Annotated in this window: 14 protein-coding genes; 7 read left to right on the forward strand and 7 right to left on the reverse strand. The window is 61.7% G+C overall.

Annotated elements, in window-relative coordinates:
- Positions 1–19: 19 nt before the first annotated feature.
- Both ACYU70_RS00385 and ACYU70_RS00390 read right to left on the reverse strand, forming a co-directional pair.
- Positions 20–1,513: a POTRA domain-containing protein gene (locus tag ACYU70_RS00385; protein ID WP_342296323.1), complete on the reverse strand. Its 1,494-nt coding sequence runs from the start codon at positions 1,511–1,513 to the stop codon at positions 20–22.
- A complete protein-coding gene (locus ACYU70_RS00390) occupies positions 1,503–1,892 on the reverse strand; it encodes a BlaI/MecI/CopY family transcriptional regulator (protein WP_342296322.1) in 390 nt (129 codons plus the stop codon). The genes ACYU70_RS00385 and ACYU70_RS00390 overlap by 11 nt, the downstream gene beginning before the upstream one ends.
- A 153-nt stretch (positions 1,893–2,045) precedes the next feature.
- Here ACYU70_RS00390 and ACYU70_RS00395 point away from each other — a divergent pair, with 153 nt between their 5' ends.
- On the forward strand, positions 2,046–2,813 hold the full coding sequence (locus tag ACYU70_RS00395) for a TatD family hydrolase (protein WP_342296321.1): 768 nt from the start codon (positions 2,046–2,048) through the stop codon (positions 2,811–2,813).
- Positions 2,814–2,969: 156 nt separating this feature from the next.
- Here ACYU70_RS00395 and ACYU70_RS00400 read toward each other — a convergent pair whose 3' ends face one another.
- The 4 genes from ACYU70_RS00400 to ACYU70_RS00415 all read right to left on the reverse strand — a co-directional run bounded on the left by ACYU70_RS00400 (position 2,970) and on the right by ACYU70_RS00415 (position 6,592).
- Positions 2,970–3,320, reverse strand: coding sequence for a hypothetical protein (locus tag ACYU70_RS00400; protein ID WP_342296320.1), 351 nt, complete (start codon positions 3,318–3,320; stop codon positions 2,970–2,972).
- A gap of 51 nt (positions 3,321–3,371) precedes the next feature.
- Complete coding sequence (locus ACYU70_RS00405; protein ID WP_342296319.1) at positions 3,372–4,697, reverse strand: PAS domain-containing protein; 1,326 nt, start codon at positions 4,695–4,697, stop codon at positions 3,372–3,374.
- Positions 4,698–4,817: 120 nt separating this feature from the next.
- Positions 4,818–5,177 carry a hypothetical protein gene (locus ACYU70_RS00410; protein ID WP_342296318.1) on the reverse strand — a complete coding sequence of 120 codons (360 nt, stop codon included), beginning with the start codon at positions 5,175–5,177 and terminating at the stop codon, positions 4,818–4,820.
- A gap of 101 nt (positions 5,178–5,278) precedes the next feature.
- Positions 5,279–6,592: a PAS domain-containing protein gene (locus ACYU70_RS00415; RefSeq protein ID WP_342296317.1), complete on the reverse strand. Its 1,314-nt coding sequence runs from the start codon at positions 6,590–6,592 to the stop codon at positions 5,279–5,281.
- A gap of 334 nt (positions 6,593–6,926) precedes the next feature.
- Between ACYU70_RS00415 and ACYU70_RS00420 the strand changes: the two genes are divergently transcribed.
- The 6 genes from ACYU70_RS00420 (at position 6,927) to ACYU70_RS00445 (ending at position 14,958) form a co-directional block, all read left to right on the forward strand.
- A complete protein-coding gene (locus ACYU70_RS00420) occupies positions 6,927–9,161 on the forward strand; it encodes a TonB-dependent receptor (protein WP_342296316.1) in 2,235 nt (744 codons plus the stop codon).
- A 155-nt stretch (positions 9,162–9,316) separates the two neighbouring features.
- A complete protein-coding gene (locus ACYU70_RS00425; RefSeq protein WP_342296315.1) occupies positions 9,317–12,520 on the forward strand; it encodes an Eco57I restriction-modification methylase domain-containing protein in 3,204 nt (1,067 codons plus the stop codon).
- A 3-nt stretch (positions 12,521–12,523) separates the two neighbouring features.
- On the forward strand, positions 12,524–13,108 hold the full coding sequence (locus ACYU70_RS00430; protein WP_342296314.1) for an ADP-ribosyltransferase domain-containing protein: 585 nt from the start codon (positions 12,524–12,526) through the stop codon (positions 13,106–13,108).
- A 22-nt stretch (positions 13,109–13,130) separates the two neighbouring features.
- Positions 13,131–13,499, forward strand: coding sequence for a hypothetical protein (locus ACYU70_RS00435; protein ID WP_342296313.1), 369 nt, complete (start codon positions 13,131–13,133; stop codon positions 13,497–13,499).
- Between the two features lie 181 nt (positions 13,500–13,680).
- The gene (locus ACYU70_RS00440) at positions 13,681–14,262 is read left to right on the forward strand and encodes a helix-turn-helix domain-containing protein (RefSeq protein WP_460615869.1); all 582 of its coding nucleotides are present in this window, start codon (positions 13,681–13,683) and stop codon (positions 14,260–14,262) included.
- A gap of 276 nt (positions 14,263–14,538) precedes the next feature.
- The gene (locus ACYU70_RS00445) at positions 14,539–14,958 is read left to right on the forward strand and encodes a hypothetical protein (RefSeq protein ID WP_342296311.1); all 420 of its coding nucleotides are present in this window, start codon (positions 14,539–14,541) and stop codon (positions 14,956–14,958) included.
- A 76-nt stretch (positions 14,959–15,034) separates the two neighbouring features.
- On the opposite strand, the gene ACYU70_RS00450 is transcribed toward ACYU70_RS00445, so the two are convergent.
- Entirely contained in the window at positions 15,035–15,778 is a 744-nt protein-coding gene (locus tag ACYU70_RS00450; RefSeq protein WP_342296310.1) for an outer membrane beta-barrel protein, read from the reverse strand.
- Between the last annotated feature and the right edge of the window lie 74 nt (positions 15,779–15,852).

The raw sequence follows: 15,852 nt of genomic DNA on the forward strand, positions 1-15,852 counted from the left end.
TTTCGTGCCAGAATCCTGGCTACTTCGCTTTCTCAACCACCACCAGCGCAATATTTACCAAATCGGTGGGCTGATTGGGCCGCATTTCTGGTGCGGGGTTGATAGCTACTTTATTCGGGTCGAACTCGCCCTGCTGGGCCAGAATACGTTGCGTTTCCATCAGCTTGGCCCGACTGAAATCTTCGCCTGAGCGCAACGGAACCAGCTTGAGCAGGGCGGCTGTGGAGGTTTTGGTATTGCCCGTGATGGTGATGCGACCAATCTGTGCTCTCCGGCCTTCGGAGATGTTGAAGGCCAGGTCGGTAGTGCCGTTGGGCTGGCGGGTGGCTTTGGGCTCAACTGAGAAGAACAGGTAGCCGTGGTCCATGTAGCGCGAGGTGATATCGCCACCCTTAGGGTCGAAGCTCAGGCGGCGGGCTACGGTGGCAGAGTCGTAGGCATCGCCGGATTTCAGGCCCAGCGCCTGGTTTAGTTCAGCCGCCGATAGGTACGTATTGCCCTGCCAGCTGATGCGGCCAATGCGGCCCGCTGCTGCCAAAGGCGCGGTTTCGGAATCAACCGAAGCCTCGGCCGGAGCTGCTGCTTCCGGTGCCGGCGAGCCGACGCAGGCCGTGGCCGCCCAGGTGAAGGCAAAAACGGGCACGATGAACAGAAAACGAAGTTTTTTCATGGGAGAGGAAGTTGGTTGGGTGAGCATATGGATTCGCAGGAAAATTTGTTTGTGGGAGAAAGCGTGGACCAGGGCAAAAGGCAGCTGCTGCGCCGCCAGCTTTATCAGCAGTTCGCCATAGGGCGTGGCGCTGGCCTGAGTGCGGGCCACGGCCGCGTCGGCCAGGTATTCGTGCACCACTTTCAGCTGCCGGCCGAGGTACGGCACCGCGCCGTTGAACCAGAAAACCACGCCCAGCGCCTCCACCAGCAATAAATCAAGCGTGTGGCGCTGCCGGACGTGTACTTCCTCGTGCAGCAACAGCTGCTCCCGCTCGGCCGGGCTCAACGTCTCGTGTAGCGGCGACAAAAACACGTGCCGCCCGAAGGAAAACGCCGGCATACTGGCCTCCGGCAAATGCACGATGGAGAAAGCGCCCAAATCGGTTTGTGGATTTTGCTGCGCCAGTCGCCGCAGTGCCCGCACGTTGCGCACGGCCCGCACCAGCTTGTAAAGCGCCCCCAATGCGTAGATAATCACCGCCCCCATGAGCAGCAGCGCCAGCCAATCCGGCCCGCTGGCCGTGGGATTTGCCTGCGCGTGGGCCAGCGGCGCATTCAGCTGCCAGTTGAGGCGGAGGGGCAGCCGGGCCACGGACGGCGCGGCAGCCGGGTTGGTCAGCCAGGTTGCCAGGCCCGGAAAGGCCAGCAGCGGAATAACCACGCTCGTGGCCAGTGCGCCCAGCAGGTAGGCCCGGTTCCAGACAAAGTAGGTGAGGCCGGCCAGCAGCAGGCGGTAGGCCAGGGCGAATACTGCCAGGCAAAAGCTGGCTTCGGCCAGGTAGAGCAGGAGGCTAGTGAGCATCGCCGTCGGGTTTAGGGCCGTTTTCGGAGTCGTGGAGCAGGTCGAGCAGTTGCTGCTTTTCGCGCTGGCTCAGGGTTTCCTCCACCATGAAGGACACCAGCGCCGTGGGCGAATCATCGAAATACTGCGCCAGCATTCGCTTCAGGCTGGAGGCCCGGTATTCCATCTTGCTGATGAGCGGGAAGTACTCATACGTCTTGCCATAGGCCTTAAAACCCACGTAGCCCTTGCGCTCCAGAATTCGCACCACCGATGAAATGGTGTTGTAAGGCGGCTTCGGGTCGTCGGGCAAATGGTCGATAACGTCCTTGATGAAAGCCTTTTTCAGCTTCCACAGCGCCTGCATGATGCGCTCTTCGGTTTTGGTCAATTCTTCCATATCTCAAATGTATAACGGATAAATCAGTTTCAAAACTTATTATTCAGTTTTGAAACTGATTTATCCGTTGATATTCGTTTTTGGGTTCATTAACCGCTTTTTGCCTGGCAAAATTGTTGTCGACCCGTGCCCGCGCCCGACCTTTGCCCCACTATGCACATCACCGATTCGCACGCCCACCTCTACTCCGAACAGTTCCGGCCCGACCGCCTTGAGGCCTTGCGCCGCGCCCAGGAAGCCGGCGTGCGCACCATCGTCATGCCCAACGTCGACCACAGCACCATCGACGCCATGCTGGAGCTGGAGGCCGAGGCCCCGGAAACCTGCTTCGCCATGATGGGCCTGCACCCGTGCTCCGTGACGCGCAATTTTGAGCAGCAGCTGTATGAGGTGGAAACCTGGCTGGGCCGCCGCCCCTTCGCCGCTGTGGGCGAGGCCGGGCTTGATTTGCATTGGGATAAAACCCTGCTGGCCGAGCAGCAGCAGGCCCTGAAAATTCAGCTCGACTTAGCCAAAAAGCACGGCCTGCCCATCGTGCTGCACACCCGCGAGGCCTTTGCCGAAACCGTGGCGCTGGTGGAAGCCGCGCAGGATGGCACGCTGCGCGGCGTGTTTCACTGCTTCTCCGGCACACCCGAGGAGGCGGAGCAGGTTATCAAACTGGGCTTTAAGCTGGGCATCGGCGGCGTGGCCACCTTCAAGAATGGCGGGGCCGATAAGGTGCTGCCCGGTATTGGGCTGGAGCATCTGCTGCTCGAAACTGACTGCCCGTACCTCGCGCCCGTGCCGCACCGGGGCAAGCGCAACGAGCCGGCCTACCTGCCGCTGGTGCTGCGCCGCGTGGCCTCGTTGCTGGGCCTGCCCGAGGCGGAAGTGGCCGAAGCCACCACGCGCAACGCGGCGGCGCTGTTCAATTTGTGATAACCAGGTTTTTAGAGATTAAAAACGTCTGTCATCCTGAGCAAAGCGAAGGACCTTTTCACGTTCGCATCAGTTCGATTACTGCAAACTGTTCAGCCGTGATAAGGTCCTTCGCTTTGCTCAGGATGACAGCCGTTCTGAATTTTTGACCCGCAATTACGCGGCGCGTTCCAGGCTGGTGAGCAGGGTTTCAATCTGGTCGGAGTAGGCGTTGACCTGGTCGAGGCCGGCGCGGGCTTCTTCGAGGTGGCCGCGCTGGTAGCGGGTGGCCAGGTCCTGGCCGGTGCTGAGCATGCGCTGCAGCACGTGCTCCAGCTCGCGCACGGCGGGCTGGCCGGCGGCCTGGGGCTTGAGCACGGTTTGAATCCACTGGCCCAGTGGGTTTTCGGTGAGGGAAAACAGGGCCGGCTCGGCTTCGCGCACGCCGTAGAGCACCGAGCGCAGCCGCGACTTAAACAGCACCTGCTTCACGCGGGCTTGCTGAAAGTCGAAAGAAGAGAGTGGCATGCTGGGGCTGAAAAAAAGTCGAGCAGAAATGACCGCAAAGATACGCCGGTTTTAGCCGGCCGTGGCATTGCCGAGGGCATCGGCGGCCGCGTCGCGCACTTGCTCCAGGGCTTTGCGGGCCACTACCAGGGCGGTTACTTCGAAGGCGAAGACCATGATGCCGGCTGGCTGGCCGTTTTCGCGGAACTGCTGGTAGATGAAGTTGAAATACGTGTCCTTGAGCACGCCGCTGGCATCGCGCTCCAACTGTATCAGGAGTTCATTGCCATTGAAAGTTTCGCCGGTCTGGTACACCTTATCGAGAATGTCAATAATGCCCTGGTCTTTAACTTCGGGCAATACCTCGGCCACGGTGCGGCCCACCAGCTGGCGGTGCGGGAAGAGCTGCTGGTAGGCCGGGTTCACGAACTCGTAGCGGTGCTCGGCCCCGCGCAGGATGCAAATCATGGCCGGGGCCTGCGTAAACAGGCTCTCGTAGGTTTCGCGCTGGTTTTCGGCCTTCTGGTACATCTGGTAGGCCTGCTCGGAGAGGCTGCCCTGCTGCTCGTTGGCGGTGAGGAGCTCCTGCACCATCTGGCGCTGCTCGTGGATGTCGGTGGCGCCGCCCACCCACATGGTGATGCGGCCGTCGGCGCCGCGGCGGGGCACGGCGCGCACCAGAATCCAGCGGTACTGGCCGTCGTGGCGGCGCAGGCGGTATTCCACCTGATAGGGCTCGCCGGTTTTCACGGATTTCTGCCAGGCGGCGAGCACGCGGGCGCGGTCTTCTTCGTGCAGGCTTTCGGCCCATTGCAGGCCGGTTTGCTCGGCCAGGGGCTTGCCGGTGAAGCTGAGCCAGCGGGAATTAAAGTAGTCGCGGTGGCCGGCGGCATCGGCGGTCCAGATGAGGACGGGCAGGTTTTCGAGGATGAAGCGGGTGCGGTCCTGGGCTTCGTCGAGGTCGCGCTGCACCTGGGCGGCGCGCAGGGCGGCGCGGTGGGCCTCGGTCACGTTCTGGGTGCGCTGCAGGATGTATTCGAGCTCGCCCTGCTCGTTGAGGATGGGGTAGTGGGTGGCCTGCCAGTACATCTCCTCGAAGCCGCCGCCCTGCTCGGCGGGCAGGGCCAGGTCGTAGCGAATGAGGGGCATGGTGTGCGGCGCGTGGTGCTGGCGCACGTGCTCGTGCGATTGGAAAATGACATCGCCCTCGTTCTGGTCCACCGACGGGAAGGCTTCAAACATGCTTTTGCCCACCACCTCGGCCCGGGGTTTCAGGGATGCTTCCACGTGGCCGTCGGTATTGTCAACGATGGTGGCATCGGGCGTCATCAGCAGCAGGTTTTCGGGCAGGGAACGAAACAGGCGCTGATAATCGGGGGTGGCAACGAAAGCAGTCATTTTGTCAAACGGGGAAACAAACGCAATACAAATACAAGCAGAAAGGGCAGGCGGCCCGGTATTGGAGCCTTAAAAGTACAGCCGGCTTCGCATTGCGCAAGGCCGGCCGGTAGGCGGGTTTTAGGCCACGGCCAGGCCGCGTTCCAGCGAAAGGAGCAGGGTTTCGATGCGGTCGGCGAAGGTGTTGATTTGGTCGAGGCCGGTGCGGGCTTCCTCGATGTGGCCGCGCTGGTAGCGGGTGGCCAGGTCCTGGCCGGTGCGCAGCATCTGCTGCACGGTGCGGTCGAGCTCGCGCACCTCGGGGTGGGTGCCGTGCTGGGGCTGGAGCACCGTTTGGAGCCACTGGCCCAGCGGGTTTTCCTGGGGTGAAAAGAGGCTGGCTTCGGCCTCTCGCACGCCGTAGAGCACGGAGCGCAGCCGCGACTTAAAGAGTACCTGCTTCACGCGGGCCTGCTGAAAGTCGAACGAAGTAAGAGGCATATAGGAGGGTGTAGAAAGAATAGAAGGGTAGCCAAAAGGCCGGGAGATGGCGACTGAGGAGCCGCAAACCGCGCCAATGGTTGCGGGCGGCCTACCACAAATCAGGCCAAGGGGGCGTCGGGGCTGGCGTCGCGGAGCTTTTCCAGCACCTGGCGGGCGCGCACGAGGTCGGAAACCTCGTAGGCAAAGACCATGATGCCGGCGGGCTGGCCGTTCTCGCGGAACTGCTGGTAGGTGAAGTTGAAGTAGTCGGTGCGCAGCTCGCCGCTGGGGTCGCGCACGAGTTGCAGAGGCAGCTCGTGGGCTTCGAAGGTTTCGCCGGTCTGGTACACCTTATCCAGCAGCTCAATAATGCCCTGGTCTTTGACTTCGGGCAGGGCTTCGGCCACGGGCAAGCCCACCAGCTGCCGGTGCGGGAATACCTGCTGGTAGCGCGGGTTCACGAACTCGTAGCGGTGTTCGGGCCCGCGCAGAATGCAGATGAGGGCCGGGGCCTGGGCAAACAGGTTTTCGTAGGTTTCGCGCTGGCTTTCGGCCTTTTGGTATTGCTGGTAGGCCTGCTCGGAGAGGGCGGCCTGCTGCTCGTTGGCGTGCAGCAGCTCCTGCACCATCTGGCGCTGCTCGTGGATGTCGCTGGCCGCGCCCACCCACATGATAATCTGGCCGGCCGCATCGCGGCGGGGCGACACCCGCAACAGTAGCCAGCGGTACTGGCCATCGTGGCGGCGCAGGCGGTACTCGTGTTGAAACAGCTGGCCGCCACGCAGGGCCTCCTGCCATGCTTGCACCAGCCCGGCGCGGTCGCCGGGGTAGGTGATGTCGTCCCATACCGATTCTAAGAGCAGCTGCTCGTGGGTTTTGCCCGTAAACTCCAGCCAGCGCGGGTTGAAGTAATCGGGGGTGCCGTCGGGGTGGTTGGTCCACACCATCACGGGCAGGCTTTCGAGGATGAACTCGGTGCGCTGCTGCGACTCGTCGAGGGCCTTTTGGGCTTCGGCGGCGGCCAGGCTGGCGCGGTGGGCTTCGGTTACGTCCTGCGGCATTTGCAGGATGTATTGCAGCTGGCCCTGGGCGTCGAGAATGGGGTAATGGGTGATTTGCCAGTATCGCTCCTCGGTGCCGCCGCCCATTTCGGCGGGGCGCTCCAGGTCGTAGCGCAGCAGGGGCATGGTATCGGGGCGCAGGGTGCGGCGCACCTGCTCGTGCGAGGCGTGGAGGTCGCGCTGGCTTTCGGGGGCCGAGGGGTAGGCGTCGAAGATATTGCGGCCCACGGCCTGCGCCCGGGGCAGCAGCGACACGGCTACGTGCTGGTCGGAATTATCGAGCACGGTGCCATCGGGGGCCAGCAGCAGGTAGGAGCCAGGAAGGGCGTGAAACAGGGCCTGGTAATCAATGGGCAAGGAAGTATCAGCCATGAAGCGGGTTAAACTGGATGGTGCCGCAAACTTCGGCGGGCAAGAATGATGATGCCGTGAAGGTAAATAGGGCCGCTTTAAGCCGTGGGCCCGAGGCAAAAGCAACCCGGTCGGCTGGTTGGTTGGGGCTGGGCATGGAGCTGCTGCCGAAAGTACGCGCTGCGGTCCGTTACGGTTGGAATTATCCAATTCCCGAGGCTGAATGGTCAGGAATTCTCGCTCAACTCATCGTCCGGCTCGACGGTTCATCCGGGCCATTCGACGGTTCGGCAACGGGAAGTTGAACGCCGGGGCAGCCCACGGGCACCTTTGAGCCATCAAAACGCCCGCTGCCATGAAAACCTCACTACTCCCGCTGCTCCTGTTGCTGAGCGCCACCCCCGCCGCCCTCGCCCAAACCACGCCGGCCCAAAAATCACTCAGTCACTCCGCCGCTCAGTCGCTCCACGGCGTGGTGCGCGATGCCGCTGGCCAGCCCCTGCCGGGCGTGAACGTGTTCCTGAAAACCACCTTCGACGGAGCCAGCACCGACTCGCTGGGCCGCTTCGATTTCCGCACCGACCGCGCCGCCGGCCCGGCCGTGCTGGTGGTGAGCTTCATCGGCTACGTGCCGCAGGAGCTGCTGGTGAACCTCGGCGAAGGACCCATCAGCCTGCCCAATATTAAGCTGAAGCTCAACCCCGCCGCCCTCGGCGACGTGGTGGTGACGGCCGGAGCCTTCGAGGCCAGCGATACCAAGCGCGGCACCCTGCTCAAGCCCCTCGACATCGTAACCACGGCCGGTGCGCTCGGCGACGTGGCCGGGGCGCTCAACGCCCTGCCCGGCACCACGCGGGTGGGGGAGGACGGCAAGCTGTTCGTGCGCGGCGGGGCGGCGTCGGAAACCAAGTACTACATCGACGGCCTGCCCGTGCAGACGCCCTACGCCGGCGCGGTGCCGAATGTGGCTTCGCGAGGCCGGTTTTCGCCCTTTCTGTTCAAAGGACTGGTGTTTAGCACAGGCGGCTACTCGGCTGAGTACGGGCAGGCGCTGAGCGCCGTGGTGGTGCAGAATTCGACGGACTTGGCTCCTGAAACGCAGTCCAGCGTGTCGCTGATGTCGGTGGGTGGCAGCCTCGGGCGCACCCGGCGCTGGGAGCGCACCTCCGTGGCCGTGAGCGCCGACTACACCAACCTCGCCCCGTACTACAACCTCGTGCCCCAGAATCTGGGCTGGGACAAGGCTCCGTTGGCCCTGGGCGGCTCCCTCAAAGTAGCCCATAAAGTAGGTGAGGCCGGGATGCTGAAAATCTACGGCACCTATAGCCGCCAGCGCCTGGCCCTGCGCCAGCCCGACCCCAGCCCCGCCTACGCCGCCGACGGCCACCCCGTGACGCTAGCCAACGACAACGCCTACCTCAACGCCACCTACCGCGCCCCGCTGCGGCGCGGCTGGAGCCTGAACACCGGCCTGGCCCTGACCGTGGACGACAACCTCATCCGCCCCGACGTGCAGTTGGTGCGCGACCTCGACCAATCGGCCGTGGCCCGGTTGGTGCTCACCAACGACTCGGCCAGCACCTGGTTCAACCTCAAAATGGGCCTCGAAGGCTACGCCCAGCGCTACCGCCAGCAGTACCAGCCATCGGCCGAAGCCAATACGCTGGCCCTGGCCGTGGACGAGCAGCGCGGCGCGGGCTTCGCGGAAAGCGAAATGGTGCTGAGCCACCGCCTGGCCGTCCGGGTGGGGGCGCGGGCCGAGTATTCGGCCCTGCTGCGCCAGTTCAACGCCGCGCCGCGCCTGGGAATGGCCTACAAAACCGGCGAGCACAGCCAGCTCTCGGCCGCCTGGGGCTACTTCTACCAAACGCCTACCACCGACTTGCTGCGCGTGAGCCACGCCCTCAACTTCGAGCGGGCCGAGCACTACAGCCTGCTCTTTGAGCGCACTGTGCAGGACCGCACCCTGCGCGCTGAGCTCTACCAGAAAAACTACCGTCAGCTGGTCACCTACGACCGCACGAACATCTTCAACCCCGCCGGCTACCAGAACGCCGGCAGCGGCTACGCCCGGGGTCTCGACGTGCTGTTCCGGGACCGTACCACCTTCAAGATGGCCGATTACTGGGTTAGCTACGGCTTTCTCGATACCCGCCGCCAGTACCGGGCCGACCCCGTGGCCGCCATTCCCACCTTTGCCGCCCGGCACAACCTGAGCGTGGTGGGCAAGTACTACGTGGCCAAAATGCACACCCAATTCGGCTTCACCTACAGCTACGGCAGCAGCCGCCGCTACTTCGACCCCAACCAAGCCGGCTACAACCAGGCCACCCTGCCCGCCTACCAGGACCTGAGCCTGAACGTGAGCTACCTCACCCACTGGTTCAAGCAGTTCACCATCGTCTACGTATCGGCCAGCAACGTGCTCAACCGCCAGAACATCTACGGCTACACCTTCGCCGGTACGCCCGATGCCGGCGGGCAGTTCCGCAGCGCGGCCGTGCTGCCGCCCGCGCCGAGGATGCTGTTTGTGGGCGCGTTCATTTCGATAAATAAGACGAAAGTGGATTTGAATGCGCGGCCGGACTGACCTTTTCACGTAAAGAATAAACGGGCAGTGAGCAGAATTCTTTACACGATTTGTAAAGAATTCTGCTCACTGCCCGTTTATTCTTTACATCCCTGCCGGTTTCTTTTCAGCCCTAGTCGCGCCGTCCAACTCGGCCCTGCCGCTACCTTCGCCGCATGCTCCCCCTTTTCGCCCCCGCCCCGGCCGCTCTGCCCGCGCCGCTTGCTACCTACCACCCCGCCCAAGCCTTGTCCGACTGGCTCGCCCGCGTGGAAAAGCTGCGTCAGTGGCAGCAGCGCATTGCCTCCGGCTACGTCACCAGCCAGAAGGAAGAAGCCTTGCAGGCCGAGTTCCTCACCCTCGTATTTGGGGAGGCGCTGGGCTATGAGCACCAGCGGCCCGACTACCGCCAGCTGCTGCTCGAAAAGAAAACCAACGTGGACGGCACCAAGCCCGACGGTGCCCTCGGCGACTTCGCGGCCGATGGCAAGGGGGCCCTCGGCGGGCCGGTGCGGGCGGTGGTGGAGCTAAAATCGGCCAAGCAGAACCTCGACGCCAAGCAGAAGCTGGGCCCCAAAGGCCGCGCCGAAAGCCCCGTGGAGCAAGCCTTCAGCTACCCCTCCAAGATGGGGCCGAGCTGCCGCTGGGTTATCGTGAGCAACTTCGTGGAGCTGCGCGTGTATGCTGCCAACGACCAGACCCGCGCCGAAGTCTTCGATTTCCGCACCCTGCCCGACCAACCGGCCGCCCTCGTGCGCTTCTTTGCCCTGCTGGGCAGCGGGCAGCTGCTGCCCGCCCCGGCCCAGCCCGATGCCCCCCTCGACCAGGCCCTGCGCCAGCGCCAGGAGCAGGAGGCCCGCATCAGCAAAGATTTTTACCGTGACTACCGCAACGCCCGCCGCGATTTGCTCGACCACCTTATCGAGCAAAACCCTGCTGTGCCACCGTTGGAGCTTCTTCAGCACACTCAGAAACTGCTCGACCGAGTGATTTTCGTCTGCTTTTGCGAAGACAGACACATTATGCCTGAAAAAACGCTCAAAACGTTGCTTCTGGTAGTGAAGGCTAATGTTTTCGACAGAGCGGATGATAGCATCTACCGAAGTGTACGCGGACTGTTTAGAAGTATTGACAAAGGGAATGAGGCCGCCAAGATTAACCGTTTCAATGGGGGCCTCTTCGCGGAGGATATAGCGCTTGATAACCTCTTAATTAAAGATGTCGCATTAGAGCCAATTGTAGAACTAGGAGGATACAATTTTGCCTCTGACCTTAATGTGAACATCCTCGGCCACATCTTCGAGCAAAGCCTCGCCGACCTCGAAGCCGAGCGCGCCCGCCTGCTGGGCGAGGCCGCGCCCAGCGCCAAGCAGGGCAAACGCAAGCAGGACGGCATTTTCTACACCCCCGACTACATCACCCGCTACATCGTGCAGCAGGCCGTGGGCGGCTGGCTGCGCGAGCGCCGCCAGGAGGCCGGCCTCGATGCCCTGCCCGACCTGACGGATACCGACCGCGCCACCATCGGCGTAAACCAGCAAACCAAGCGCCTGCTCGCGCCCAGCGCCCGCGTGCAAAAGCACCTGGCGGCCTGGGAAGCCTACGGCCAGCGCCTGCGCGCCATTCGGGTGCTCGACCCCGCCTGCGGCTCGGGGGCGTTTCTCAACGAGGCTTTCGGCTACCTGCTGCGCGAGGGGCAGGTGGTGAACGATGCCCTGGCCGAGCTGCGCGCCGGCCAGCGCGAGCTGTTCGACCTCGACCGCCACATCCTCCAGCACAACCTCTACGGCGTCGACCTCAACCCCGAATCCGTCCAGATTACCCGCCTCAGTCTCTGGCTCCAGACCGCCAACCCCGGCCGGCCCCTCACCTCCCTCGACCACAGTATCCGCACCGGCAACTCCCTCATCGCCGACCCCGCCGTGGCCGGTGACCGCGCCTTCGACTGGCAAGCCGCCTTCCCCGAAGCCTTCGCCGACGGCGGCTTTGACGTGGTGGTGGGGAACCCGCCGTATGGAGCGAGTATTAAAAAGGTGGAGCAGAAATACTTTCTCAATAACTATAATTCGCCGGCATACAAACTTGACTCTTATGCCATCTTTATTGAAAAGGGCATAAGTCTACTAGTAAAAGACGGATTCTTAGGCTTCATTGTCCCCTATACATGGCTTTCAATACAACAGCATAAAAAGCTGCGTGAACTTGTACTTGAGCAGAATCTAATAGAAATTGTTGACCTACCTAAGAAAGTGTTTAGCGACGCTGATTTAGATACTATCATCTGTATCATAAGAAACAATGCTAAAACGAATTCCATAGTCGTAACTGGGATGCACGAGCAAGAATTTGGTTATTTAGCCCAGTTAGAAATTTCTGATATTAGAAAGCACCCTGATTTAATTATCAATCTTAACAGCACTAGTATTGATGCAAGTCTAGTATCCAAATTGAAAGAGAATTCTGTGCTTGTTCGCTCCACTTATGAGGTTTCGCAAGGGTACATTCCTTATCGCAGGAGCGACTTAATAAAAGTTTATGGGGACGAGGGTAACAGGATTGTTGACGACAGGCTGTGGCATTCAGATAGTAAGCTCTCAGAGGAGTATATGCAAGAAATTCAAGGCAAGGATTTAAGTAGATATTCGAATCGGGAAAGCAATCAGTTTATTAAGTACGGGAAGCATGTAGCTGGATATGTTAATCCCAAGTTTTTTACCCAGCCTAGGCTTCTAGTTATGGAAGTTACCCGTGGCGATAGATATAAAATAACCGCAACTTATGTAGATAAGTCATTTGCTAATACTCCTTCTATTATCAATATAATTAGCAGGGATGGGTCAACTGATTTGCTTATGTTTCTATTAAGCATTATTAATTCCAGTGTTATCAGCTGGTATCATACTAAGGTTCATCCCAAAGCAAACGCTGCAACATCTATCCCTAAAATTCTTGTCGGAGACATTAAAAATCTTCCCATTCCCAACATCACCCCCGCCGAGCAACAGCCCTTCATCGCCCTCGCCGAGGAGCTACTGGCCGGGCACCGCACACTGCACGCCGCCGATTCCGACTTTGCCGCCCTGCTCCGCGCCGAACTGGGCCTGAGCGCCCCGCTCAGTGGCAAGCTGGCCCTCACGCAGGAGTGGAAGCCCTGGAGCACGGCCCTCGAAAAAAGCATCGGCCGCGCCCTCAGCCTGAAAGAGAAAGGGGAGTGGCTGAAGCACCACGTGGCGCACCAGCAGGCGCAGGCCTCCGCCCGCCAGCACCTGGCCCAGCGCGATAAGGAGCTGGATGCGCTGGTGTACCAGCTCTACCAGCTCACCCCGGCCGAAATCGTGCTGGTGGAGGGCGGCGAAGTGGCTGCGCCAAGCCAGAAGTAGCCCATGATGACTGCTCAGCAGCGGAGCCAGTTAGCCGAATATCTCCAGCACTACTGCCCGCAGGGCTGGCGGGCCGTGCAGGAAGGACGCCGGGCCACCGCTCTGCCTCGCCTCACCACTATCGACAAGGCCGCCATTTACCATTACAGCGACGATGGCTACGAGGCCTTGAACCGGACGCTACACGCCAGCAGAGGTGATAATAGCACCCTATTTGGGCAGGGCTTGGCGGCAGCACTCGCCAAGCTGCCCGCCTACGTGGGCTTGGCTTTCTGCGGGGTGCAGTTGCGCCCTAGCCAGCTTATGTTTTACCGCGCCAGTTTCGATGCTGGATTTCCCGTCAGATGGCCGGCTTTTCTCTCGGCCAGCCAAAAAGCTACCATTGCCCATCAATATCTGCACAGCCCTCAGAAGAACTGTTTGTTCGTCATTCAGTCCCGTACCGGCCGGCTTATTGAGGAGGTCTCGAAGTACGGCGTCGACAGCCAAAATGAGTATGAGGTATTGTTTGCTCCCCGAACGCGGTTTGAGGTGCTGGAAGTGGCCGCTGAAACTGGCTTCACGCGCATCGTGTTGGATGAGTTGTAACTGTTTTGCGTAACTTACTACTATGAAACCCGAAGCGTTTTTACCGTCAAGCTCCCCTGGACCAAGCCCGGCTTCGGCCGTGCCAGCTACTCCGGCCGATGGGGGAGGTGTGGCTGGTACCCGCCACCCGGCCATGAAAGCCCTTAGCCCGGCTGAGTACTACAAGTGGGCAGGTGATTATTTGCGCAATAACCGGAATGCGCCACGAGCATACCGGTTAGAGCTTATCAACTGGCGGCACCAGTATCAACTCCAGCAGGAGGCCGCCGAACTGAAAGCCAATCCCGCCGCCGCCGCTGACCTGCGCCTCATTGCGGAGCGGCTGGCCCGCAAGGCCCAGTCCGGTTTCTCCGGTCCACCCGACACCTCTCCTCCGAGCAGTTCCCGGTAATCTTTCCTGCCTGTACATAGCCCCGGCCGTTTCGACAGCCGGGGCTTTTTATTGCCGGCCGGATTGAAGCTCATGCCGCGTCGTGCGCTCTTGTAAAGAATTAGTGCAGGTGGCCAATAATTGTTTACGTAGCTTGTAAACAATTATCGCCACCATACTGAAATTCTTTACACGCCCTTTCATGGCCCGTCCCGTCACGTATTCTGATTCCTACCTGGCCCGGGTGTGCCGCTACTACGGCCTGACCCGCCAGCAGCTGGCGGCCCTGCTGGGCGTCACGCCCGGCCTGGTGAGCCAGCTGGAAAGCGGCACCCGCGCCCTCACCCGCGAAGTAAGCGGGCGGCTGGCCCCCTTCCTGGCCCCCCTCGAAGCCGAAGAAACGGCTGTGCCGCCCGAAGCTGCCGAAGCCCCACCGCCTCCCAGCCCCTTCGATACTAGGCCGCTGGAGCGCCGCCGCGCCGCCTGCCTGCACGAGGCCCACAACCTGCGCTGGCAGCTGCGCGCCCTGCCCGAGCAGGCTGCCGTAGCCGCCCGCTGGGCCGCGGCCCTGCCCGCGCTGCTGGCCGCCCTGCCGCCGCCCCCGCCTCCCGCCGATGAGGCCCCCGCCACCGCCGTGGCCGTGCGCCTGCGCTACGTGCACGCCTGGCTGGCCACCGTGCCGTTGGCCCTGCCGCCCGATGTGCTGGCCGGGTGGCACCTGCGGCACCAGCGCGCCCTGGCGCTAGAGGCCGAGGCGGCGGCCTTGGGGGCGCTACTTGGGTAGGGGCGGGGAGGAGAGCAAGGAAAAGAACGTCATGCTGAGCGCAGCCGAAGCATCTCTACCGCAGTAGTAAATGAATTACTTGCGCGGTAGAGATGCTTCGGCTGCGCTCAGCATGACGTTCTGTTTTCTGTCGAATAATTGCTGCTGTTGCTCCGGCCCAAATCGGGAAAAAGCACGGCTTTTGTCCTTTGTTGGGAATGACTTGGAGGGACTTACGCGGCCGGCTACATTTGGGCTCAATCCTTTTATTCCCACTCCAAACCCCAAAAAAATCATATGGCAGCCGATGTAAATTTGCTCACTACCAAAGCCGACTGTGACCAGGCCCTGACCAGCCTTACCAAAGAAAAAGGCACCTACGCCCACCGCGACTACAACCAGACCTACGCCGACACGCAGGCCACCGACCGGGCCACCACCGTGGCCGCCCAACTGGCCAAAGCCACCGACGACGTAGCCCACTACACCACGGAAGCCGCCCGCACCGGCCTCACCGAGGGCGAGAAGCGCGCCGCCCAGCGGGCCCTCATCGCGGCCACTGCCCGCAAGGCCAACCTGGAGCTAAGCAACAGCGCCGTGAGCGGCCCCACCGCCTACCTCGCCGACGTAGACGCCGACCAGATAGACGCCCAGATTGCCACCCTCGACGCATCCATCAAAGCCGTGGAAGACCGCAAGGCCGCGCTGCCCAGCTAAGCCCTGCACCAGCCCAAACGCAAAAAGCGGCCGCCCCAGCAGGAGCGGCCGCTTTTTTTGAGGCCCGAAGCGAATGCTACCGCCCAAACCGGTAGCGCAGGCCCAGGGCCTGGCTGGTGGTGAGGGTATTGGTGAGGCCCGAGCCGTAGCGGTTGGTATCGTTCAGGGCCTTGTTCACCATGAAGTCGTAGGTGAGCTCGAAGTGGCGGCTCAGGCGGTAGCGGGCCCCCACGCCGCCGGTGAGCAGCCAGGTGTTTTGCGAAACGTGGTAGTCATAGTTGGTCGTCGTGAGCGGACCTTGGGCATTATCGGTGCGCGAACCCTGGTAGTAGGCCGTGCCGCGCTCGAAGGTTGCGCCGCCCAGGGCATCGAACTGCAGTCGGTGGGCCGGGTTGGCGGTGATGGTGTAGCGGGCCAGCGCCGAAACGGACGTTTGCTGCTGCTTTTTGCTGCCGGCCATGCTGTTGTAGGACGCTGGCTGGCCGGGCGTGGTATTCAGCAGAAACTGGTCGTAGCGGTAGTTGGCCGCGCTGTAGGCCACGCCCAGCTGCACCGCCAGCCGCGGGCTAAGCTGGTAGCCGGCCGTGAGCTGCACCGGCAGCCGGAAATTGTAGTCGTAGGAGCCTTCCGAGGCGTGGCCCAGCGACTGATAAAAGCTGCTGTAAGCACCCAGCCCGATGTAATAGCGGGGCGGCAGGGGCGTGGTCGTACCCGGCAGGGTCGTACCCGGTAGGGCAGGGGTTTCGGTGCTGGTTTGGGCGAGGGCGGGCAGGGCAGTGCTTAGCAAAAGGCCACCCAGGGCAAGGGAAAGGAAACGCATGGATTTGGTTGGGATAAAAAGGGATGGAATGGAATAAGAAAATGAGTTGGCGCACCGAAGCATTGCCCGGCAGT

The organism is Hymenobacter segetis (assembly GCF_054776495.1).